Annotated in this window: 12 protein-coding genes and 1 pseudogene; 7 read left to right on the forward strand and 6 right to left on the reverse strand. The window is 68.7% G+C overall.

Annotated elements, in window-relative coordinates:
* Nucleotides 1-35: 35 nt before the first annotated feature.
* Nucleotides 36-356 carry a Fic family protein gene (locus tag HBK84_RS13175; protein ID WP_368844624.1) on the reverse strand — a complete coding sequence of 107 codons (321 nt, stop codon included), beginning with the start codon at nt 354-356 and terminating at the stop codon, nt 36-38.
* Nucleotides 325-606 carry a hypothetical protein gene (locus tag HBK84_RS12980; protein WP_240919014.1) on the reverse strand — a complete coding sequence of 94 codons (282 nt, stop codon included), beginning with the start codon at nt 604-606 and terminating at the stop codon, nt 325-327. Before HBK84_RS12980 ends, HBK84_RS13175 begins: the two co-directional genes overlap by 32 nt.
* Nucleotides 607-948: 342 nt before the next feature.
* Between HBK84_RS12980 and HBK84_RS12230 the strand changes: the two genes are divergently transcribed.
* The 5 genes and pseudogenes from HBK84_RS12230 to fmdA all read left to right on the forward strand — a co-directional run bounded on the left by HBK84_RS12230 (nt 949) and on the right by fmdA (nt 7186).
* Entirely contained in the window at nt 949-2403 is a 1455-nt protein-coding gene (locus HBK84_RS12230; RefSeq protein ID WP_167319032.1) for a urocanate hydratase, read from the forward strand.
* A 113-nt stretch (nt 2404-2516) separates the two neighbouring features.
* Nucleotides 2517-3678, forward strand: a pseudogene (gene hutI / locus HBK84_RS12235) (imidazolonepropionase).
* 112 nt (nt 3679-3790) lie between these two features.
* Nucleotides 3791-5350, forward strand: coding sequence for a histidine ammonia-lyase (hutH, locus tag HBK84_RS12240; protein WP_167319033.1), 1560 nt, complete (start codon nt 3791-3793; stop codon nt 5348-5350).
* Nucleotides 5351-5577: 227 nt separating this feature from the next.
* Nucleotides 5578-5871 (forward strand): FmdB family zinc ribbon protein, encoded by a 294-nt coding sequence (locus HBK84_RS12245; RefSeq protein ID WP_167319034.1) that lies wholly within the window; start codon nt 5578-5580, stop codon nt 5869-5871.
* 58 nt (nt 5872-5929) lie between these two features.
* Nucleotides 5930-7186 (forward strand): formamidase, encoded by a 1257-nt coding sequence (gene fmdA / locus HBK84_RS12250; RefSeq protein ID WP_167319035.1) that lies wholly within the window; start codon nt 5930-5932, stop codon nt 7184-7186.
* 124 nt (nt 7187-7310) lie between these two features.
* Here the strand turns inward: fmdA and HBK84_RS12255 are convergent, their stop codons facing one another.
* Entirely contained in the window at nt 7311-8189 is an 879-nt protein-coding gene (locus HBK84_RS12255; protein WP_167319036.1) for an alpha/beta fold hydrolase, read from the reverse strand.
* A gap of 95 nt (nt 8190-8284) precedes the next feature.
* Between HBK84_RS12255 and HBK84_RS12260 the strand changes: the two genes are divergently transcribed.
* Complete coding sequence (locus HBK84_RS12260; protein WP_167319037.1) at nt 8285-10723, forward strand: DUF262 domain-containing protein; 2439 nt, start codon at nt 8285-8287, stop codon at nt 10721-10723.
* 66 nt (nt 10724-10789) lie between these two features.
* Entirely contained in the window at nt 10790-14026 is a 3237-nt protein-coding gene (locus HBK84_RS12265; protein WP_167319038.1) for a DEAD/DEAH box helicase, read from the forward strand.
* A 38-nt stretch (nt 14027-14064) separates the two neighbouring features.
* On the opposite strand, the gene HBK84_RS12270 is transcribed toward HBK84_RS12265, so the two are convergent.
* Genes HBK84_RS12270 through HBK84_RS12280 form a run of 3 tightly spaced genes read right to left on the reverse strand, consistent with a single transcriptional unit; the run spans nt 14065 to nt 16120 of the window.
* On the reverse strand, nt 14065-14628 hold the full coding sequence (locus HBK84_RS12270; protein ID WP_085106895.1) for a DUF3349 domain-containing protein: 564 nt from the start codon (nt 14626-14628) through the stop codon (nt 14065-14067).
* On the reverse strand, nt 14625-14897 hold the full coding sequence (locus tag HBK84_RS12275; RefSeq protein WP_064845450.1) for a hypothetical protein: 273 nt from the start codon (nt 14895-14897) through the stop codon (nt 14625-14627). Before HBK84_RS12275 ends, HBK84_RS12270 begins: the two co-directional genes overlap by 4 nt.
* The gene (locus tag HBK84_RS12280) at nt 14894-16120 is read right to left on the reverse strand and encodes an inorganic phosphate transporter (protein ID WP_085106897.1); all 1227 of its coding nucleotides are present in this window, start codon (nt 16118-16120) and stop codon (nt 14894-14896) included. Before HBK84_RS12280 ends, HBK84_RS12275 begins: the two co-directional genes overlap by 4 nt.
* Between the last annotated feature and the right edge of the window lie 6 nt (nt 16121-16126).

Consider the following 16126-nt stretch of genomic DNA (forward strand, 5'->3'; position numbering starts at 1 on the left):
CTCGTCCAGCAGGGACATTTCGTCGAGAGGCGGCTTCAGGACCTCCTCGATGAGCGGCCTGAACGGCTCCCCGGTCCCTCGCTGGACGCACGGATGGAGGCCCGCTCGTTCTCGATGCGCCCGATGTTCCGCCACGACAGGGTGCGTCCTGACAGTGCGGCGATCTGGTCCAGGTAGGCCCGCTGCGTTCGGTCGTTGCCCTCACGGAACGGGTGCACATAGTTGACCTGCGCCAGCAGGGTGGAGGACTGCTCAATGAAGTCCTCGTCCGAGATGCTCGGGTCGTTGAGCAGCCCAGACTCCCGGAGCGTCTCGTGGATGCCGTTAAACGCGGTCCCGATGCGGGAAGGATGCAGGAACGTCGAGGACCACGGTCCTGATCTGCCCCGCCCACTCCCAGACGTCCTGGTAGAGCCTCCGGTGAGTCTCGTGCAGGTGCGCCAGGTCGAACATGCCCTGCACCGGGTCGCGCTCCAGTTCACGACGGCGCGTCAACGTTTCGCGGCGCTCGCGCTTCGAGGCGGCCCGCGGGTCACGAATACCAGGCAGGATGTCCGTCATGGACTCCCGACGCTCGTGAAGATCATCATCCGAGTACGTGGTCATGGCATCCTCCTGGTTCGGTGCATCAGTGTGACGGCATCTCGGTGGCTCCGCGCTACCTCCGTGCCCATCGTCTCGCGAACCACCGCTTCGATGCCCGTGTGGGAACCCATGGCCTGCGCAGCGGCGCACGCATGGGGCTCACGTGGCCGTGACTCCGGTATGGGATCTTGCCGAGAGCCGGGCCTCTCACCTGACGTGTTCACGCCCGTCGCCCCTGTCTGGCATCCCAGACACAACCCCCTCCAGAACCCGTGGCTCCCGTCACCGACCGTGGTCCCATGGACTCATTGTCCGCCCGCGGCCTCACACGCCCAGGACCGAATCGCACCTGGAGGACCCCTCATGGCACTGCCCAACGCCCGCCCCGTCCGCGCACCCCGCGGCACCGAGATCAGCGCCAAGAGCTGGCAGACCGAAGCCCCCATGCGCATGCTCATGAACAACCTGGACCCGGAGGTCGCCGAGCGCCCCGACGACCTGGTGGTCTACGGCGGAACCGGCCGCGCGGCCCGCAGCTGGGAGGCGTTCGACGCCATCGCCCGCAAGATGCACGAGGAGGGTCGCATCCCCGAGCCCACCCTGGCCGGCACCCTGACCATCACCGGCGGCTGCGGCGGCATGGGCGGCGCCCAGCCGCTGGCCGTGACACTCAACGGCGGCGCGTGCCTCGTCGTGGACGTGGACGAGACGCGCCTCAAGCGCCGCCAGTCCAAGCGCTACCTGGACGAGGTGGAGACGGACCTGGACACCGCCCTCGCCAAGGTCATGGCGGCCAAGAACGAGCGCCGGGCGCTGTCCGTGGGGTACGTGGGCAACGCCGCGGACGTGTTCCCGGAACTGCTGCGCCGCCACCGCGCGGGCGAGATCTCCGTGGACGTCGTGACCGACCAGACCTCCGCGCACGATCCCCTGTCCTACCTGCCCACCGAGTTCACCGTGGAGCAGTGGGATGCCGAGGCCAAGGCCGATCCCGTGGGCTTCACCAAGAAGGCCCAGGAGGCCATGGCCGCCCAGGTCCAGGCCATGGTGGAGTTCCAGGACGAGGGCGCCGAGGTCTTCGACTACGGCAACTCGATCCGCGACGAGGCCCGCCACGCCGGCTACACCCGCGCGTTCAAGTTCCCGGGCTTCGTCCCGGCGTACATCCGCCCGCTGTTCTGCGAGGGCCTCGGTCCCTTCCGCTGGGTGGCGCTCTCCGGCGATCCCAAGGACATCGAGGTCACGGACAACGCGATCAAGGAGCTCTTCCCGGACAACAAGCATCTGCACGAGTGGATCGACGCCGCGCAGGAGCACGTGGAGTTCGAGGGCCTGCCCGCGCGCATCTGCTGGCTGGGCTACGGCGAGCGCCACAGGGCCGGACTGCTCTTCAACCAGCTCGTGGCCGAGGGCAAGGTCTCCGCGCCCATCGCGATCGGCCGCGACCACCTGGACTCCGGTTCGGTGGCCTCGCCCTACCGCGAGACCGAGTCCATGAAGGACGGCTCGGACGCGATCGCGGACTGGCCGCTGCTCAACGCGCTGACCGCCGCGTCCTCCGGTGCCACCTGGGTGTCCATCCACCACGGCGGCGGCGTGGGCATCGGCCGGTCCATCCACGCGGGCCAGGTCTCCGTGGCGGACGGCACCGAGCTCGCCGCGCAGAAGCTCGAGCGCCTGCCCACCAACGATCCCGGCATGGGCGTGATCCGCCACGCGGACGCCGGCTACGAGCGCGCCATCCAGGTGGCGGACGAGCGCGGCGTCAGCATCCCCATGCACGACGATCTCGCGGCCACCCGGCAGGCGGACCAGTGACCGGGCACGCCCCCGCAGGCCGGGACGACGACGCGGCACGCGAGCACCGCGCCGACGGCCACCCGGACGCGCAGGCGCCTCGGGCGGCGTCGTCCGCCGGCGGCTCCGAGCTCATCACCGGCATCGGCGAGCTGCACACCGTGGACCCCGCGCGGGGCGAGGACTCCGTGCTCACGGACGCGGCCGTCGTCGGCGAGAACGGGCTGATCGCCTGGGTGGGCCGCGCCTCCGAGGCGCCCGCGGCGGACCGTGCCGTGGACGTCGAGGGACGCGCGGTGCTGCCCGGCTGGGTGGACTCCCACACGCACCTGGTGTTCGCCGGGGACCGCGGTGAGGAGTTCGCCGCGTATGGCCGGTGAGGCATACGCGGCGGGCGGCATCGGCGTGACCACGAACGCCACCCGGGAAGCCAGTGACGAGACCCTGCGCGGGCTCGTGGCGGGGCGCGTGCGGGATGCCGTGGCCGGCGGCACCACCTACCTGGAGACGAAGACGGGCTACGGCCTGGACGTGGAGCAGGAGCTGCGCGCCGCGAAGATTGCCGCCGACGCCGCGGACGAGGTCACGTTCCTCGGCGCCCACCTGGTGCCCGAGGGCGCGGACCCGGACGAGTACGTGGACACCGTGTGCGGGCCCATGCTCGCGGCCGTGGCCCCGTACGTGCAGTGGGCGGACGTGTTCTGCGAGCGCGGGGCGTTCAACCCCGAGCAGTCCCGCCGCGTGCTGGAGGCTTCCCGCGACGCGGGGCTCGGGCTGCGGGTGCACGGCAACCAGATCGGCCCCGGCGAGGGGGTGTCCCTGGCCGTGGAGCTGGGGGCGGCGTCCGTGGACCACTGCAACTTCCTCTCGGACGAGGACGTGGCGGCGCTGGCCGACTCGGACACCGTGGCCACCGTGCTGCCGGCGTGCGACCTCTTCACCAGGGCGCCGCTGGCGCCGGCCCGTGAGCTGCTGGACGCGGGCGCCACCGTGGCAATCGCGTCCAACTGCAACCCCGGGACCAGCTACACCACGTCCATGAACTTCTGCGTGGCCACCGCGGTGCTGCAGATGAAGCTCACGGTGCCCGAGGCCATCCGTGCGGCGACGCTCGGTGGCGCGAAGGCGCTGCGTCGTGACGTCTCCACCCCGGACCGGCCCGCCGTGGGCCACATCGCGGTGGGAACGCGCGCGGACCTGCACGTGCTGGACGCCCCGCAGGCCGTGCACCTGGCCTACCGCCCCGGCATGCCCCTCACGTGGGGCGTGTGGCGGGCGGGCCGCCGGGAGGTCTAACCGTACCGAGTGGCCCGGGGTCATCCACCCCGGGTCACTCGCAGGCCACCCCTCTACTTTCTCCGCGAGTCGCCGAGACGGTTCGGACCACCGACCGGAAGGACCCTTCCCCATGACCCTCTTCGACACCGACCTCCCCACCACCGTGCAGCTGGGCACCTCCGGCGCCACCGTGGCGGACGTGATCGCCGTGGCCCGCCACGACGCCCGCGTGGAGCTGACCGACGAGGCCCGCGAGCACGTGGCCACGGTACGCCGGAACATCGACGAGCTGGCGGCGTCGGACGTGCCCGCGTACGGGATCTCCACCGGCTTCGGGGCGCTGGCCAACAAGCACATCCCCATGGAGAAGCGCACCCGGCTGCAGAAGTCCCTGGTCCGCTCCCACGCCGCGGGCACCGGGCCCACCGTGGAGCGCGAGGTGGTGCGGGCGCTCATGTTCCTGCGCGCCAAGACGCTGGCCTCCGGGCACACCGGCATCCGCGTGGAGACCCTGGAGACCATGCTGGCCGTGCTGAACGCGGGCATCACCCCGGTGGTCCACGAGTTCGGCTCGCTGGGCTGCTCGGATGACCTGGCCCCGCTCGCGCACTGCGCGCTCGTGCTCATGGGCGAGGGCCGCGCCGTCGGACCCGACGGCACCGAACGTCCCGTGCCCGAGCTGCTCTCCGAGGCCGGCATCGAGCCCGTGACCCTGGCCGAGAAGGAGGGCCTGGCGCTCATCAACGGCACGGACGGCATGCTCGGCCAGCTGATCATGGCGCTGGCGGACCTGCAGAACCTGCTCACCGCCGTGGACATCACCGCCGCGTTCTCCGTGGAGGGCCTGCTGGGCACGGACCGGGTGTTCGTCCCCGAGCTGCACGAGCCGCTGCGCCCCCACCCGGGCCAGGCGGCCGCCGCGAACATGCTCAAGGTGCTGGAGGGCTCGGGCATCGTGGCCTCCCACCGCATGGGCGACGACCGTGTGCAGGACGCCTACTCCCTGCGCTGCGCCCCCCAGGTGGCCGGCGGCAGCCGGGACACCGCCCGCTACGTGCTCTCCGTGACGCAGAACGAGCTGGCCGCGGCCGTGGACAACCCCGTGGTCCTGGACGACGGCACGGTCAGCTCCAACGGCAACTTCCACGGCGCCCCCGTGGCCTACGTGCTGGACTTCATGGCCATCCCCATCGCGGACCTCGCGTCCATGTCCGAGCGCCGCACCGACCGCATGCTGGATCCGGCCCGCTCCAACGGCCTGCCCCCGTTCCTCGCGGAGGACCCCGGAACGGACTCCGGGCTGATGATCGCGCAGTACACCCAGGCCGGGCTGGTCTCGGACATGAAGCGCCTGGCGGTGCCGGCCTCGGTGGACTCCGTCCCCAGCTCGGCCATGCAGGAGGACCACGTGTCCATGGGCTGGCACGCCGCGCGCAAGCTGCGCCAGTCCGTGCTGAACCTGCGCCGGGTCATCGCCATCGAGCTGCTCAGCTCCCTGCGCGCGATCGCCCTGCGCGCGCCCCTGGAACCGGGCGCGGCGGCGTCGGCGGTCATCGCGGACCTGGACGGCCGCGTGGGCGCGCCCGGCGCGGACCGTTTCATGGCCCCGGAGATCGAGGCGGCCGAGGAGTACGTGGCCTCGGGGCGCCTGGTACGCACGGTCGAGTCCGCGGTGGGTCCGCTGAACTGACCGGAGCGCGCGGGGGCGGGGCACGACGTCGCCCGCGCGCCTCCCCGCGCGCGGCAGGCACGCGCGGTGCGGGACGCCGCGTTTGCGGGGAGGTTCTGCCCCTGAATATCGCGTTGTCGGGGGCAGAACCTCTCCCTGTGCGTCGGGCCTCCCGCAGGGCAGCGCCCGGGCCTGTCCCCTCCTCAGACCGGGTTGTATTGTGGATCACACGCGTGAAGGGAGCGTCCATGCCCGTCTACGAGTTCCGGTGCGAGGCCTGCGGGCCGTTCGACGCCCGCCACGCCATGTCCCAAGTGCCGCGCTCTCAGGTCTGCCCCGCGTGCGGCGCGGACGCACGGCGCGTGTTCTCCGCCGTGGGCCTGTCCCGCGCGAACTCTGCCCGGGCACGCGTGATTGACGACGCTGCCCGCACGGCTGACGCGCCAGACGTCGTCCGATCCCTGCCCCGCCAGCCCGGCGCCCCCGGCGCGGCCCCGGCCGTGACCCGGGACCCCCGGCACGCGAAACTGCCGCGGCCGTAGCTTCCCCGCACTGCCGCGCGGGAACCGCCCGCGGGGCTCTCCAGAAAGGTCACGGACCATGCCAGAAGTGATTTTCCCGCTGGATTCCACCAAGCCCTTCACCGAGCAGAAGCTGACCGGCCACAACCGCTGGCACCCGGACATCCCGCCCGTGGCCACGCTCAAGCGCGGGGAGAGCTACCGCATTGACTGCCGCGAGTGGTTCGACGGCGCCATCAAGAACGACGACTCCGCGGACGACATCCGGGACGCACCCCTGAACCGGGTGCATGCACTGTCCGGGCCGTTCCGGATCGAGGGTGCAGAGCCCGGTGACCTGCTGATCGTGGACATCCTGGACGTGGGGCCCATTCCGCAGGAGGAGGGGCCGATGGCCGGGCAGGGCTGGGGCTACACCGGGATCTTCGCGCAGAAGAACGGTGGCAGCTTCCTGGTGGACCAGTTCCCGGACGCCTACAAGGCCGTGTGGGACTTCCGCGGCGGCGAGTGCACGTCCCGGCACATCCCCGGCGTGAAGTTCACGGGCATGGTCCACCCCGGTCTCATGGGCACCGCGCCGTCCTCCGAGCTGCTGAAAACGTGGAACAAGCGCGAGGGCGATCTGATCGCCACCGATCCGCAGCGCGTGCCCCCGCTGGCTCTGCCACCCGAACCCGACGCCGCGATCCTGGGTTCGCTGACCGGCACCGACTTCGACCGCGTGGCCGGCGAGGGCGCCCGCACGGCTCCCCCGCGCGAGAACGGCGGCAACCAGGACATCAAGAACTTCACCAAGGGCTCGCGCGTGTTCTACCCGGTGTACGTGTCCGGGGCGAACCTCTCCATGGGGGACCTGCACTTCTCCCAGGGGGACGGCGAGATCACGTTCTGCGGCGGCATCGAGATGGGCGGGTTCATCGACATCCACGTGGACGTGATCAAGGGCGGCATGGACACCTACGGCGTGAGCGAGAACGCCATCTTCATGCCCGGGCGCAACGGTCCGGTGTACTCGGAGTGGCTCGCGTTCTCCGGCACGTCTGTCACGCTCGACGGCGAGCAGCACTACCTGGACTCCCACCTGTCCTACCAGCGCGCGATCCTGCACGCGATCGACTACCTCGCCAAGTTCGGCTGGTCCAAGGAACAGGCGTACCTGCTGCTGGGCGCCGCCCCCATCGAAGGTCGCTTCTCCGGGGTGGTGGACATCCCCAACTCGTGCGCCACGGTGTATCTGCCCACGGAGATCTTCGACGTGGACATCCGCCCCTCTGCCAGCGGCCCCACGCAGGTGGATCCGGGCATGGGCGCGCCGCGGGCGATGAACCCGGGCTGATCCCCACACGGGCCCTCGCGGACGACGCCGCTGGGACGACTCTCACAGGTGAGTGCGCTTCCGCCACGGGAACCGCGGTTTCCCGCCGGTGGAGGTGCACTCGCATGTTTCATGGGTGGTCCCCTCAATCCCGTGCGGCGGCCGCCAGGTGCTCCTGGATCTCCGCCAGCACCTCGTCCGGGCGCTCCTCCACCATGAAGTGCCCGGTGGGAACCGCCCGACCGGTGATCCGCGGCAGCCACGGCCGCCACGCCTCCAGCGGATCCGTCTGGGCGCCCACCACGCCGTCGCCGCCCCAGAGCAGCAGGGCGGGGAGGTTGCGGGAAGTGCCGCGGTCGGCGTCATCGTGCTCCCGGTCCACCCCGGCGGCCGCGGCGTAGTCCGCGCACCACGCGGCCACCACGGACGGGTTCTGGGCGGCGGCCTCGTAGGCGGCGAGCGCCTCGGGGTGGAACGTGTCCAGGGAACCGGGAGTGCCACCCATTCCTTCCAGAGCCGCGTAGAGAAAGGTGAGGGGCTCGGCGCTGATGAGCCGCTGCGGCATGGGTGCCGGCTGGGCCAGAAACAGCCAGTGGTAGTACCGGGTGGCCAGCCAGTCGTCCATGAGCTCCCACACGGTGGGGGTGGGGAGGATGTCCAGCAGCGCCACGGAGCGCACGGCGTCCGGGGCGTCCAGGGTCATGCGGTGGGCGGTGCGGGCGCCGCGGTCGTGGGCTACCACGTGGAAGGACTCGTGGCCCAGGTGGCGCATCACGGCCACCATGTCCGCGGCCATGGCCCGGAAGCTGAAGTCCTCACTGCACGCCGTGGAGTCACCGTAGCCGCGCAGGTCCGCAACGACCACGCGATGGCCCCGCGCGAGGGCCGGACCCAGGCGGTGCCACATGGCGTGGGTCTGCGGGAAGCCGTGCAACAGCAGGAGCGGCTCGCCCCGCCCGCCGGTCCTCACGTGGATGGTGGCCCCGGGGACCGGGATGCGGTGGGTCTCGAAGTTCTCGAACATGGGGCCATTGTGCGCGCCCCGGTGACCGCCGGGCGCTTCAGCCCCCTGGGAGGCGCCCCCCCAGCGCCTGCTCCCGCGACTCGTAAACTTGCCCCATGCGCGGACAAGTGACTGAAGTTCTCAAGGTGTACGGGATGCAGGAGCGGCAGCTGGTGATCCCCGTGTACCAGCGCAACTACGACTGGGGGCTGAAACAGTGCCAGCAGCTGCTGGAAGACCTCGTCAACGTCATCCAGCAAGGCCGGCCCAAGCATTTCTTCGGGGCCGTGGTGGGCCAGCCGGAGGGTTCATGGCGGTGGGTGGTGATCGACGGTCAGCAACGACTCACCACGGTCAGTCTGCTCATGCTGGCCCTTGCGGACCTCCTGGACGAGGGCACCCTCGAGTCGCGCGATCCAGGACTCGCCCACAGGATTCGCACCAGCTTCCTGCTGCTCAACGAGCAGCAGGACACACCCCGGTTCAAGCTCAAGCCCGTCAAGCATGATGCGGACGCCTACGCCTTGCTGTTCAGGTCTGACTCGGATCACATCGACACGTCCTCGGTGACCGCCAACTACCGTTTCTTCAAGGATCAGATCCCCCGACTGCCCATCGATGGGGACGACCTGTGGGCCGCGGTAGAGCGCCTCGAGGTCATGCATCTGGACCTGGAGCAGCACGACGATGCACAGCGCATCTTCGAATCGCTCAACTCCACGGGGCTGGCTCTGAGCGAAGCGGACAAAGTGCGGAACCTGGTTCTGATGGGCCTTGACGTTCATGAGCAGGAACGGGTCTACAGCGACTACTGGAACCGCATCGAGGTCAACGTCGACTATGACACCGGGGCATTCCTGCGCTGGTACCTCGTGACCCGCACCTCGCGCATCCCCCGCCAGGACCAGGTCTACGAGTCCTTCAAGAAGTACATCACCGAGACGGGGCTTCGAGGCGCTGAGCTTCTGGACGGGGTCCGGAAGTACTCCACCTACTACCGCCAGATCCGCACCGCCACCACCGGAAGCTCAAAAATCGACCTGCGTCTCCGCCGGCTCAACCTCTTGAAGACCGATGTCGTGCTCCCCCTGCTCATGCCCCTCTTCGAGTCGCGGGAGACCGGCGAGATCACGGACCTCGATCTTGCCGAGTGCATCCGCACCGTGGAGTCGTACATTTTCCGTCGCTATATTGCAGAAGTTCCCACGAATGCGCTGAACAAGGTATTTGCGACGGTCTACAGGGACGTGAAGCGCGTCCGTCCCGAAAATCGTTCCTTCGCCGAAGTCCTGGGGTACTCCCTGCGGAAGCGCTCCGGCTCCGGAGCCTTCCCCGATGACGCTGAGTTCCTCAGCAGTCTTGAGGTGAAGAACCTGTACCACTTCAAGGGCGAGCGTCGGAAGTACCTGTTCGAGTGCTTGGAGAATCTGAACTCCAACGACACCAGGGACATCGCCAACGGCATTGAGGACGGGTCTCTCACCATTGAGCACATCATGCCGCAGACGCTCACGCAGGCATGGCACGACGAACTGGGTGATGAGGCCCAGCGCATCCACGAGCAGTGGTTGAACCGGCTCGGCAACCTGACCGTGACCGGGTACAACTCCTCCTATTCGAACTCTTCGTACACCACGAAACGCACCATGAAGCACGGATTCCTGGAGTCCCCGTTCCGGTTGAACCTGGAGATGCGCAGCGCGGAACGCTGGGGCGAGGACCAGCTGGCGGCACGGACCCGGCGTCTCTGCACAGATGCGCTCTCCTACTGGATCTACCCCGAGAGCGACTTTGAACCGGCCCGCCCGCAGCTGCCCAGGGAAGCGCTGGGAACGGATGCCGATTTCACGGGCAGGGCCGCTGTGTCCTTCACGTGGAATGAGCACCACGCCACGGTGAGCAACTGGCGAGACCTGGCGACCCGGGTCTTCACGATCCTCCTGGTGGAGCACCGGGACGAGTTCCTCCAGTGGGCCCGGACCTCAGACTGGTTCCGTCTGGGCGCGGCCTACGACCCTGACGAGAACGGCGTGTACCGCCTGGACGACAGCGTTGGCTGGAACGCATCGTCGAGCACCTGGACAAAGGTCTCCCTGATGCGCAAGGCCCTCTCCCACCTGGAGCTGGATCCTGAGGAGCTGTTCATCACCCTGCGTGCGGACGAGACCACGGCGCGGGGGCAGGAGGCGGCGGATCCGGCCGAGAGCGAGACGTCCCCCTATCTTGAACTTGTGAAGTTCCTGCCGCGCCTCAGCGAGATCGAGGGCATGGACACAGACGACCCGCTGGTGCAGGAAACGGTGGAGGAGTTCGCTCAGTCGTTCCGTCCATTCCGGGACGAACACCCGCTCAAGACCCTGGGCACCAGCGTGCGAAAGTTCTGTGCCGATCCTGAACGTCTTGCCACGGCCTCCCCGGAGGAATCCATCGCCCTCATTTCCTCCAAGGTGGACGAGACGGAGCATCTGGATCCGGAGGCTCTTGCCGACGCATCCGTCGACGGAACCCTGTCCGCGTGGATTGTGCGCCTTCGAGAGACGAGCCTCCGCGTCTGAGATTTCTGGCCCTTTCCTTCCGGGGCGCACCTCGAACGGTCCCACTGACTGAGGCAGGATGGGGAAATGGCGATGTCGCAGATGAGTCCCGCGCAGCAGCGCATTCTGGACTACTGGTGGATGCTGGAGCTGTTCAGCCCCCAGCCGATCCCCAAGGTGACACCCCGCTCAACCCGGCCCGAGGATCGACAAGTCATTACCTGGGCTCCCGGCGAACCGTTGCCGTGGAATGCGTTGCCGGCACCCCGGCCCGTGGGTACCTCTCCGCGAGAATGGCGGCACACGGTCTATCTGGGCGTGTACAGGGTGGAGGACACCTACGAGATCATGCACCGGGTGTTCGCAGACGACCCGGCGGCCTACGACGAGCGGCCCGGCGGGACCAGCGCGTGCGCCGGGGTTCTGGTGGACCACAGCGGGAAGCTGATTGGGGACACTGCCACCCTCTCGTCATGCCTCTGGGCGGTGAGTCGGATCATCCATCCGGGACCGCAGGATACGTCATGGGCCACAGGATTCGACCGTGCGCAGGATTCCTTCCTGGATGCGCTCGATGCGTTGGGTGGCCGCCCTCGCGAGCAGAAAGGGTCACCTGAAGCACCCCTGTTAGACCACGAGCATGTAGAAGAGATTCTGCACACCGCCCACGACACCGCTGGCGTTCGCGAGCACCCCGATCTCGCCACCAGCCAGATCATCATTGAGAGCCGCGCCGTCGCCGCGCGCCCCAACGACAATGTCAGCGACATCGACTTCCTCAACAGCTTCTACCTGCAGGACCTGGACACAGTTCGGCAAGCGGCAGCAGCAGGGTGCGGTGGAGCCGCTCTGCAGGAGTACCTGACCGAGGACGAGGATCTCGGAGAAATCCGGCGCACAGATGTCATCAAGTACCCGGAGGCGATTGACGCTCGAACACGTGTTGACGACCTCCCGCTCGGGCGGTGGCCATCCCCACCAGAGCACTCCCTCGCTCTGAGCCAACAGTTCGCCGTGAACCGAGCCCTCGGTGACCTGGGCAGATCCCACGGTCTCATGGGCGTCAACGGGCCCCCAGGCACCGGCAAGACCACGATGCTCCGAGATGTGCTGGCGGGGAACGTGGTGGAGCGTGCCCGCCACTTGGCGACCCTCGACGACCCCTCCCAGGCCTTCACCGACTCGACGCACCGCTGGACGTCGGCCTCCGGGCACAGACGCTCCGTGCCACAGCTCATTCCTGAGCTGACCGGATTCGAGATGGTCGTGGCGTCCGCGAACAACGCTGCCGTGGAAAACATCGCAATCGAGGTTCCTTCCGCCGATGCGATTTCCCGGCCCTGGTCCGGTTCCGTCGACTACTTCAAGGACATTGCCACGGCCACGTTGAGGGCCGCCGCCGGTGGCGCATCATCCGAAGGCGCAAGAGCTGAGGGGTGGGGGCTGGTTGCAGCGCGCCTGGGAAAGAAAGCCAATCGTGCGACGTTCCACAGCGAGCTCTGGTTCGACGAGAGAACATCTGGGGCGCAGTCCACGGGAGTTGGCGGGCCGGAAGCCCTCCCGGCCGCCCGGAGAGAGGGCCTGGACACCATCCTCAAGCACTGGGCCGACGGCACCAGGCCCAAACGGACGTGGCGAGAGGCGCAAGCCGCGTTTGACCGGTCGCTGGGTCGTGTGGAGCATCTGATGGAGCAGCGGCGGGCAGCCGAGAGCCGCCGGACCGAGGTGCAGGCCCTGGCGGCTGAGATGGCACAGCTGCAAGACACCCTGGCGAACCTGCGTGGATCAATGACCCGTGCGCGTGATGCCCACCGTGTGCAGCGTCTCGAGAGTGATGAGCTGTTCAGCGAGCTCGAAACCAGGGAAGCTGCCTATCAGAGGCACTTGGGGGAAAAACCGGGAGCTCTCGAAACCATTTTCAGCTTGGGTGCCGCATCTCGGGAGTGGCGCGCGCGTCTGGCCCCGTTGAGCACGGCCCACGAGGATGCCCAGCACCGGCTGGGTGCCAGCACAGCCGCCACCGATCAGGCTGAACACCGCCTGGCCGTCGCCCGGGAAGAGCTTGCGGCAGCGGAGCGAGTCCTGGCGATGAAGACTTCGCGGCACCAGTCCCTCAGCGCCCAGTGCGCCCGCGACCGAGAGACCTACGGGGTGCATCATCCGGACACCCACGCGTCTGCCAGGGAGCGGGAGCTGCATGCACCGTGGCTCGACAAGGATCTCAACAAGGCCAGATCAGACCTTTTCGTCGCAGCGCTGGAACTGCACCAGGATTTCCTCGCATCGACTGCCACCACCATGAGACACGGGCTCAGGGCCGCCTGCGAGGTAGTAGCAGGGGACTATCCACGAAAGTTGGAACGGGAGAAACTGCGCGCGGCATGGCAGCTGTTCTTCCTCGTCGTGCCGCTCGTGTCCTCCACTTTTGCATCACTGGGGCGGATGTTCGGCAATGTAGGCCCTGAAGCATTCGGGTGGCTCCTCATCGACGAGGCCGGGCAGGCGTGCCCCCAGTTCGCGATCGGAGCCATCTGGCGCGCCCAGCGCGTCCTCGCCGTGGGCGATCCGCTGCAGCTACAGCCTGTGGTGACCATTCCTCCCAAGTCCCGGCGTGACATCGCCGCGGCATACGGCGTTTCTCCCACCTGGATCCCGCCGGACGCTTCGGTTCAAACACTCGCCGATCGCATCTCTCCCTTCGGCACCACACTTCCACAGGGAGAGCTGGACATGTGGGTCAGTGCGCCGCTGAAGGTGCACAGACGCTGCGACGACCCCATGTTCACGCTCTGCAACCGCATCGCCTACAACGGGATCATGGTGGATGGGGTGCCGAAGCCTCGTGCTGCGGACTCGGACAGTGACCCTTTCGAGGACACCGGAGGGGGCCCGGCGGTCGCGTGGAGCTACTGGGCCGATGAGCCGGCGGTGACACCCGGAACACACCTGCAGATGGGGCAGATCAGGCGACTCGAGAAGGCCCTTGAGTACCTCGACGGGAAAGGTGTGGACCCGTCGCGCGTGATCGCCATATCGCCGTTCCGCGACGTGTCCAATCACCTGCGGCAACTCGTGGAGCGCATGAAGTACCCAGGGTTGCAAGCGGGGACCATCCACACCGCCCAGGGTCGTGAAGCGGATGTGGTCGTCCTCGTCCTCGGGGGGGACCCCGCGAGCCCGGGGGCGAAGGCGTGGGCGGCCTCAACGGTTAATCTGGTCAACGTTGCGGCCAGCCGTGCCAAACGTCGGCTGTACGTGATCGGCGACCGTTCTGAGTGGTCCGGGTACCGGTACTTCTCAGACCTGTCCGAAGCACTGAAGTGAGGAATCGAGCCACTTCTGACACCTGGGCGTACCGCGCCCTACTCCCCCTCGAACGGCCACCCGTGGGCCGCGAGCATCGCCCGGATGCGCTCGATCTCCTCCGGCTTGGGCTCGTCCTCCGTGGCGCGCTGGATGGCGGCGCGGGCGTCCGCCTCGGAGGGCGCCACCCCCTGCTCGCGGGCGTCGTGGGCGAGCTGGTCTGCGATCGCGGCCATGTCCTCATCATTGAGCTGCGGGCGCAGCACGGCGAGCACGGGCAGGTAGTCCTGCGCGGGTACCCCGTTGGGGTAGTCGGCGCGCAGCCAGTTCATCACCCGGGCCACGTAGCCCGGCTGCCGGGGTGGTTCGTCCTGGCTCGCGCCCACCAGGGGCCACCCGGCGCGCGCGAGGTCCGCGGCGACGTCGCCCAGCTGTTCCGCGGAGGCCGCGGCGGGCCCCAGGAGGTCTCCCGCCGGGATGCCCAGGGTCTCGAGCAGCCGCTCGGTGCGGTGGGGGCCCACCGTGCGGGCCAGCAGCTCCGCGAGCGCCACGTGCTGCTCCGGGGGAACACCGTGGGGGTAGGCGGCGCGAATGTGGTCCAGCGCCGCGTCGAAGGTCATCATCCGAACACCGAGATCCCTAGGTAGTGGTCCAAGCTCTTCCGGGTGATCCACAGGACCCCGATCACCACGGCGGCGAGCACGATGGCAAAGCACAGCACGGCGCCCGCGAGCGCCACGGCGTTCCTGCGCGCCGTGCCGTCCGGGCCCGGCGGCAGGGTGGCGCGGCTCCACAGGGCGATGCCCACCGTGAACAGCGCGGGCAGTCCGGCGCCGAAGCAGAGCCCGGCCAGCAACACGGCGAGGGCAGATTTCGCCATCTGGGCGATCATGAGCGAGCCACCTCCTGGGTGTCGGCCCGGTCCGGGTCACCGGGGGCCACGGAGTGGGTGTTCTCGTCCCACTCGGCATTGACGTTGTGCCGGTCCACCTTCTGGTGCCGGGAGCGCAGGAAGATCACCGCGGACGCCGCCGCCAAGAGCAGGAAGATCACCACGGCTCCCGGCAACCCGCCCACGGCCCGGGCGATGATGAAGCACACCGCACCCACCACGGCCGCGGCGGGGAGGGTGAGCAGCCAGCCCACCACCATGCGCCCGGCCACGCCCCAGCGCACCCGTGCCCCGGGCTTGCCGACGCCCGAACCGAGGATGGATCCGGTGGCCACGTGCGTCGTCGACAGCGCCATGCCGAAGTGGCTGGAGGTGAGGATGATCGCGGCCGAGGAAGCCTCCGCGGCCATGCCCTGCGGCGGTTCGATCTCCACGAGTCCCTTGCCCAGGGTGCGGATCACGCGCCAGCCGCCCAGGTAGGTGCCGAGCGCGATGGCCACGGCGCACGTGACGATGATCCACGGCGGCAGCCCGTTGTCCTCGATTCCCTGGACGCTCAGGTTCCCGTGGGCGATCAGCGCGAGGGCAATCACGCCCATGGTCTTCTGCGCGTCACCCGTGCCGTGCGCGAGAGACACCATCGACGCTGTTCCCACCTGTCCCCAGCGGAAGCCGCGGTCCTTGTGGCGGTTCGAGGCGGCGCGGCTGATGAGGTAGACGAGCGCCGTTCCCACCGCGGCCACGCACCCAGCGATGAACGGGGCGAGGGCGGCGGGGACGAGGATTTTCTGGACCACACCGGACCAGTTGACCCCGGCGACGCCGAGCGAGGCCAGGCCGGCGCCGATCAGCCCGCCGAACAGCGCGTGCGACGAGCTGGAGGGCAGACCGAACAGCCAGGTGGCCAGGTTCCAGAGGATGCCGCCGATGAGTCCGGAGAAGATCAGCACCAGCGCGAGAGTGGGGTCCAGGCCGTGAACCAGTCCGCCGTCCGAGGTCTGGATGAGCAGGACGTCCTTGGTCACCGTGGTGGCCACCTCCACGGAGAGGAACGCCCCCACCAGGTTCAGCACCGCGGACAGTGCAACCGCCGTCCTGGGTGAGAGCGCACCGGTGGCGATGGATGTTGCCATGGCGTTGCCGGTGTCGTGGAATCCGTTGGTGAAGTCGAAAGCCAGTGCGGTCACGACCACCAGGCCCAGGATCACCAGTTCAACTGTCATGCCTCC

The organism is Kocuria sp. KD4 (genome assembly GCF_011769905.1).
Classification (GTDB): Bacteria; Actinomycetota; Actinomycetes; order Actinomycetales; family Micrococcaceae; genus Kocuria; species Kocuria marina.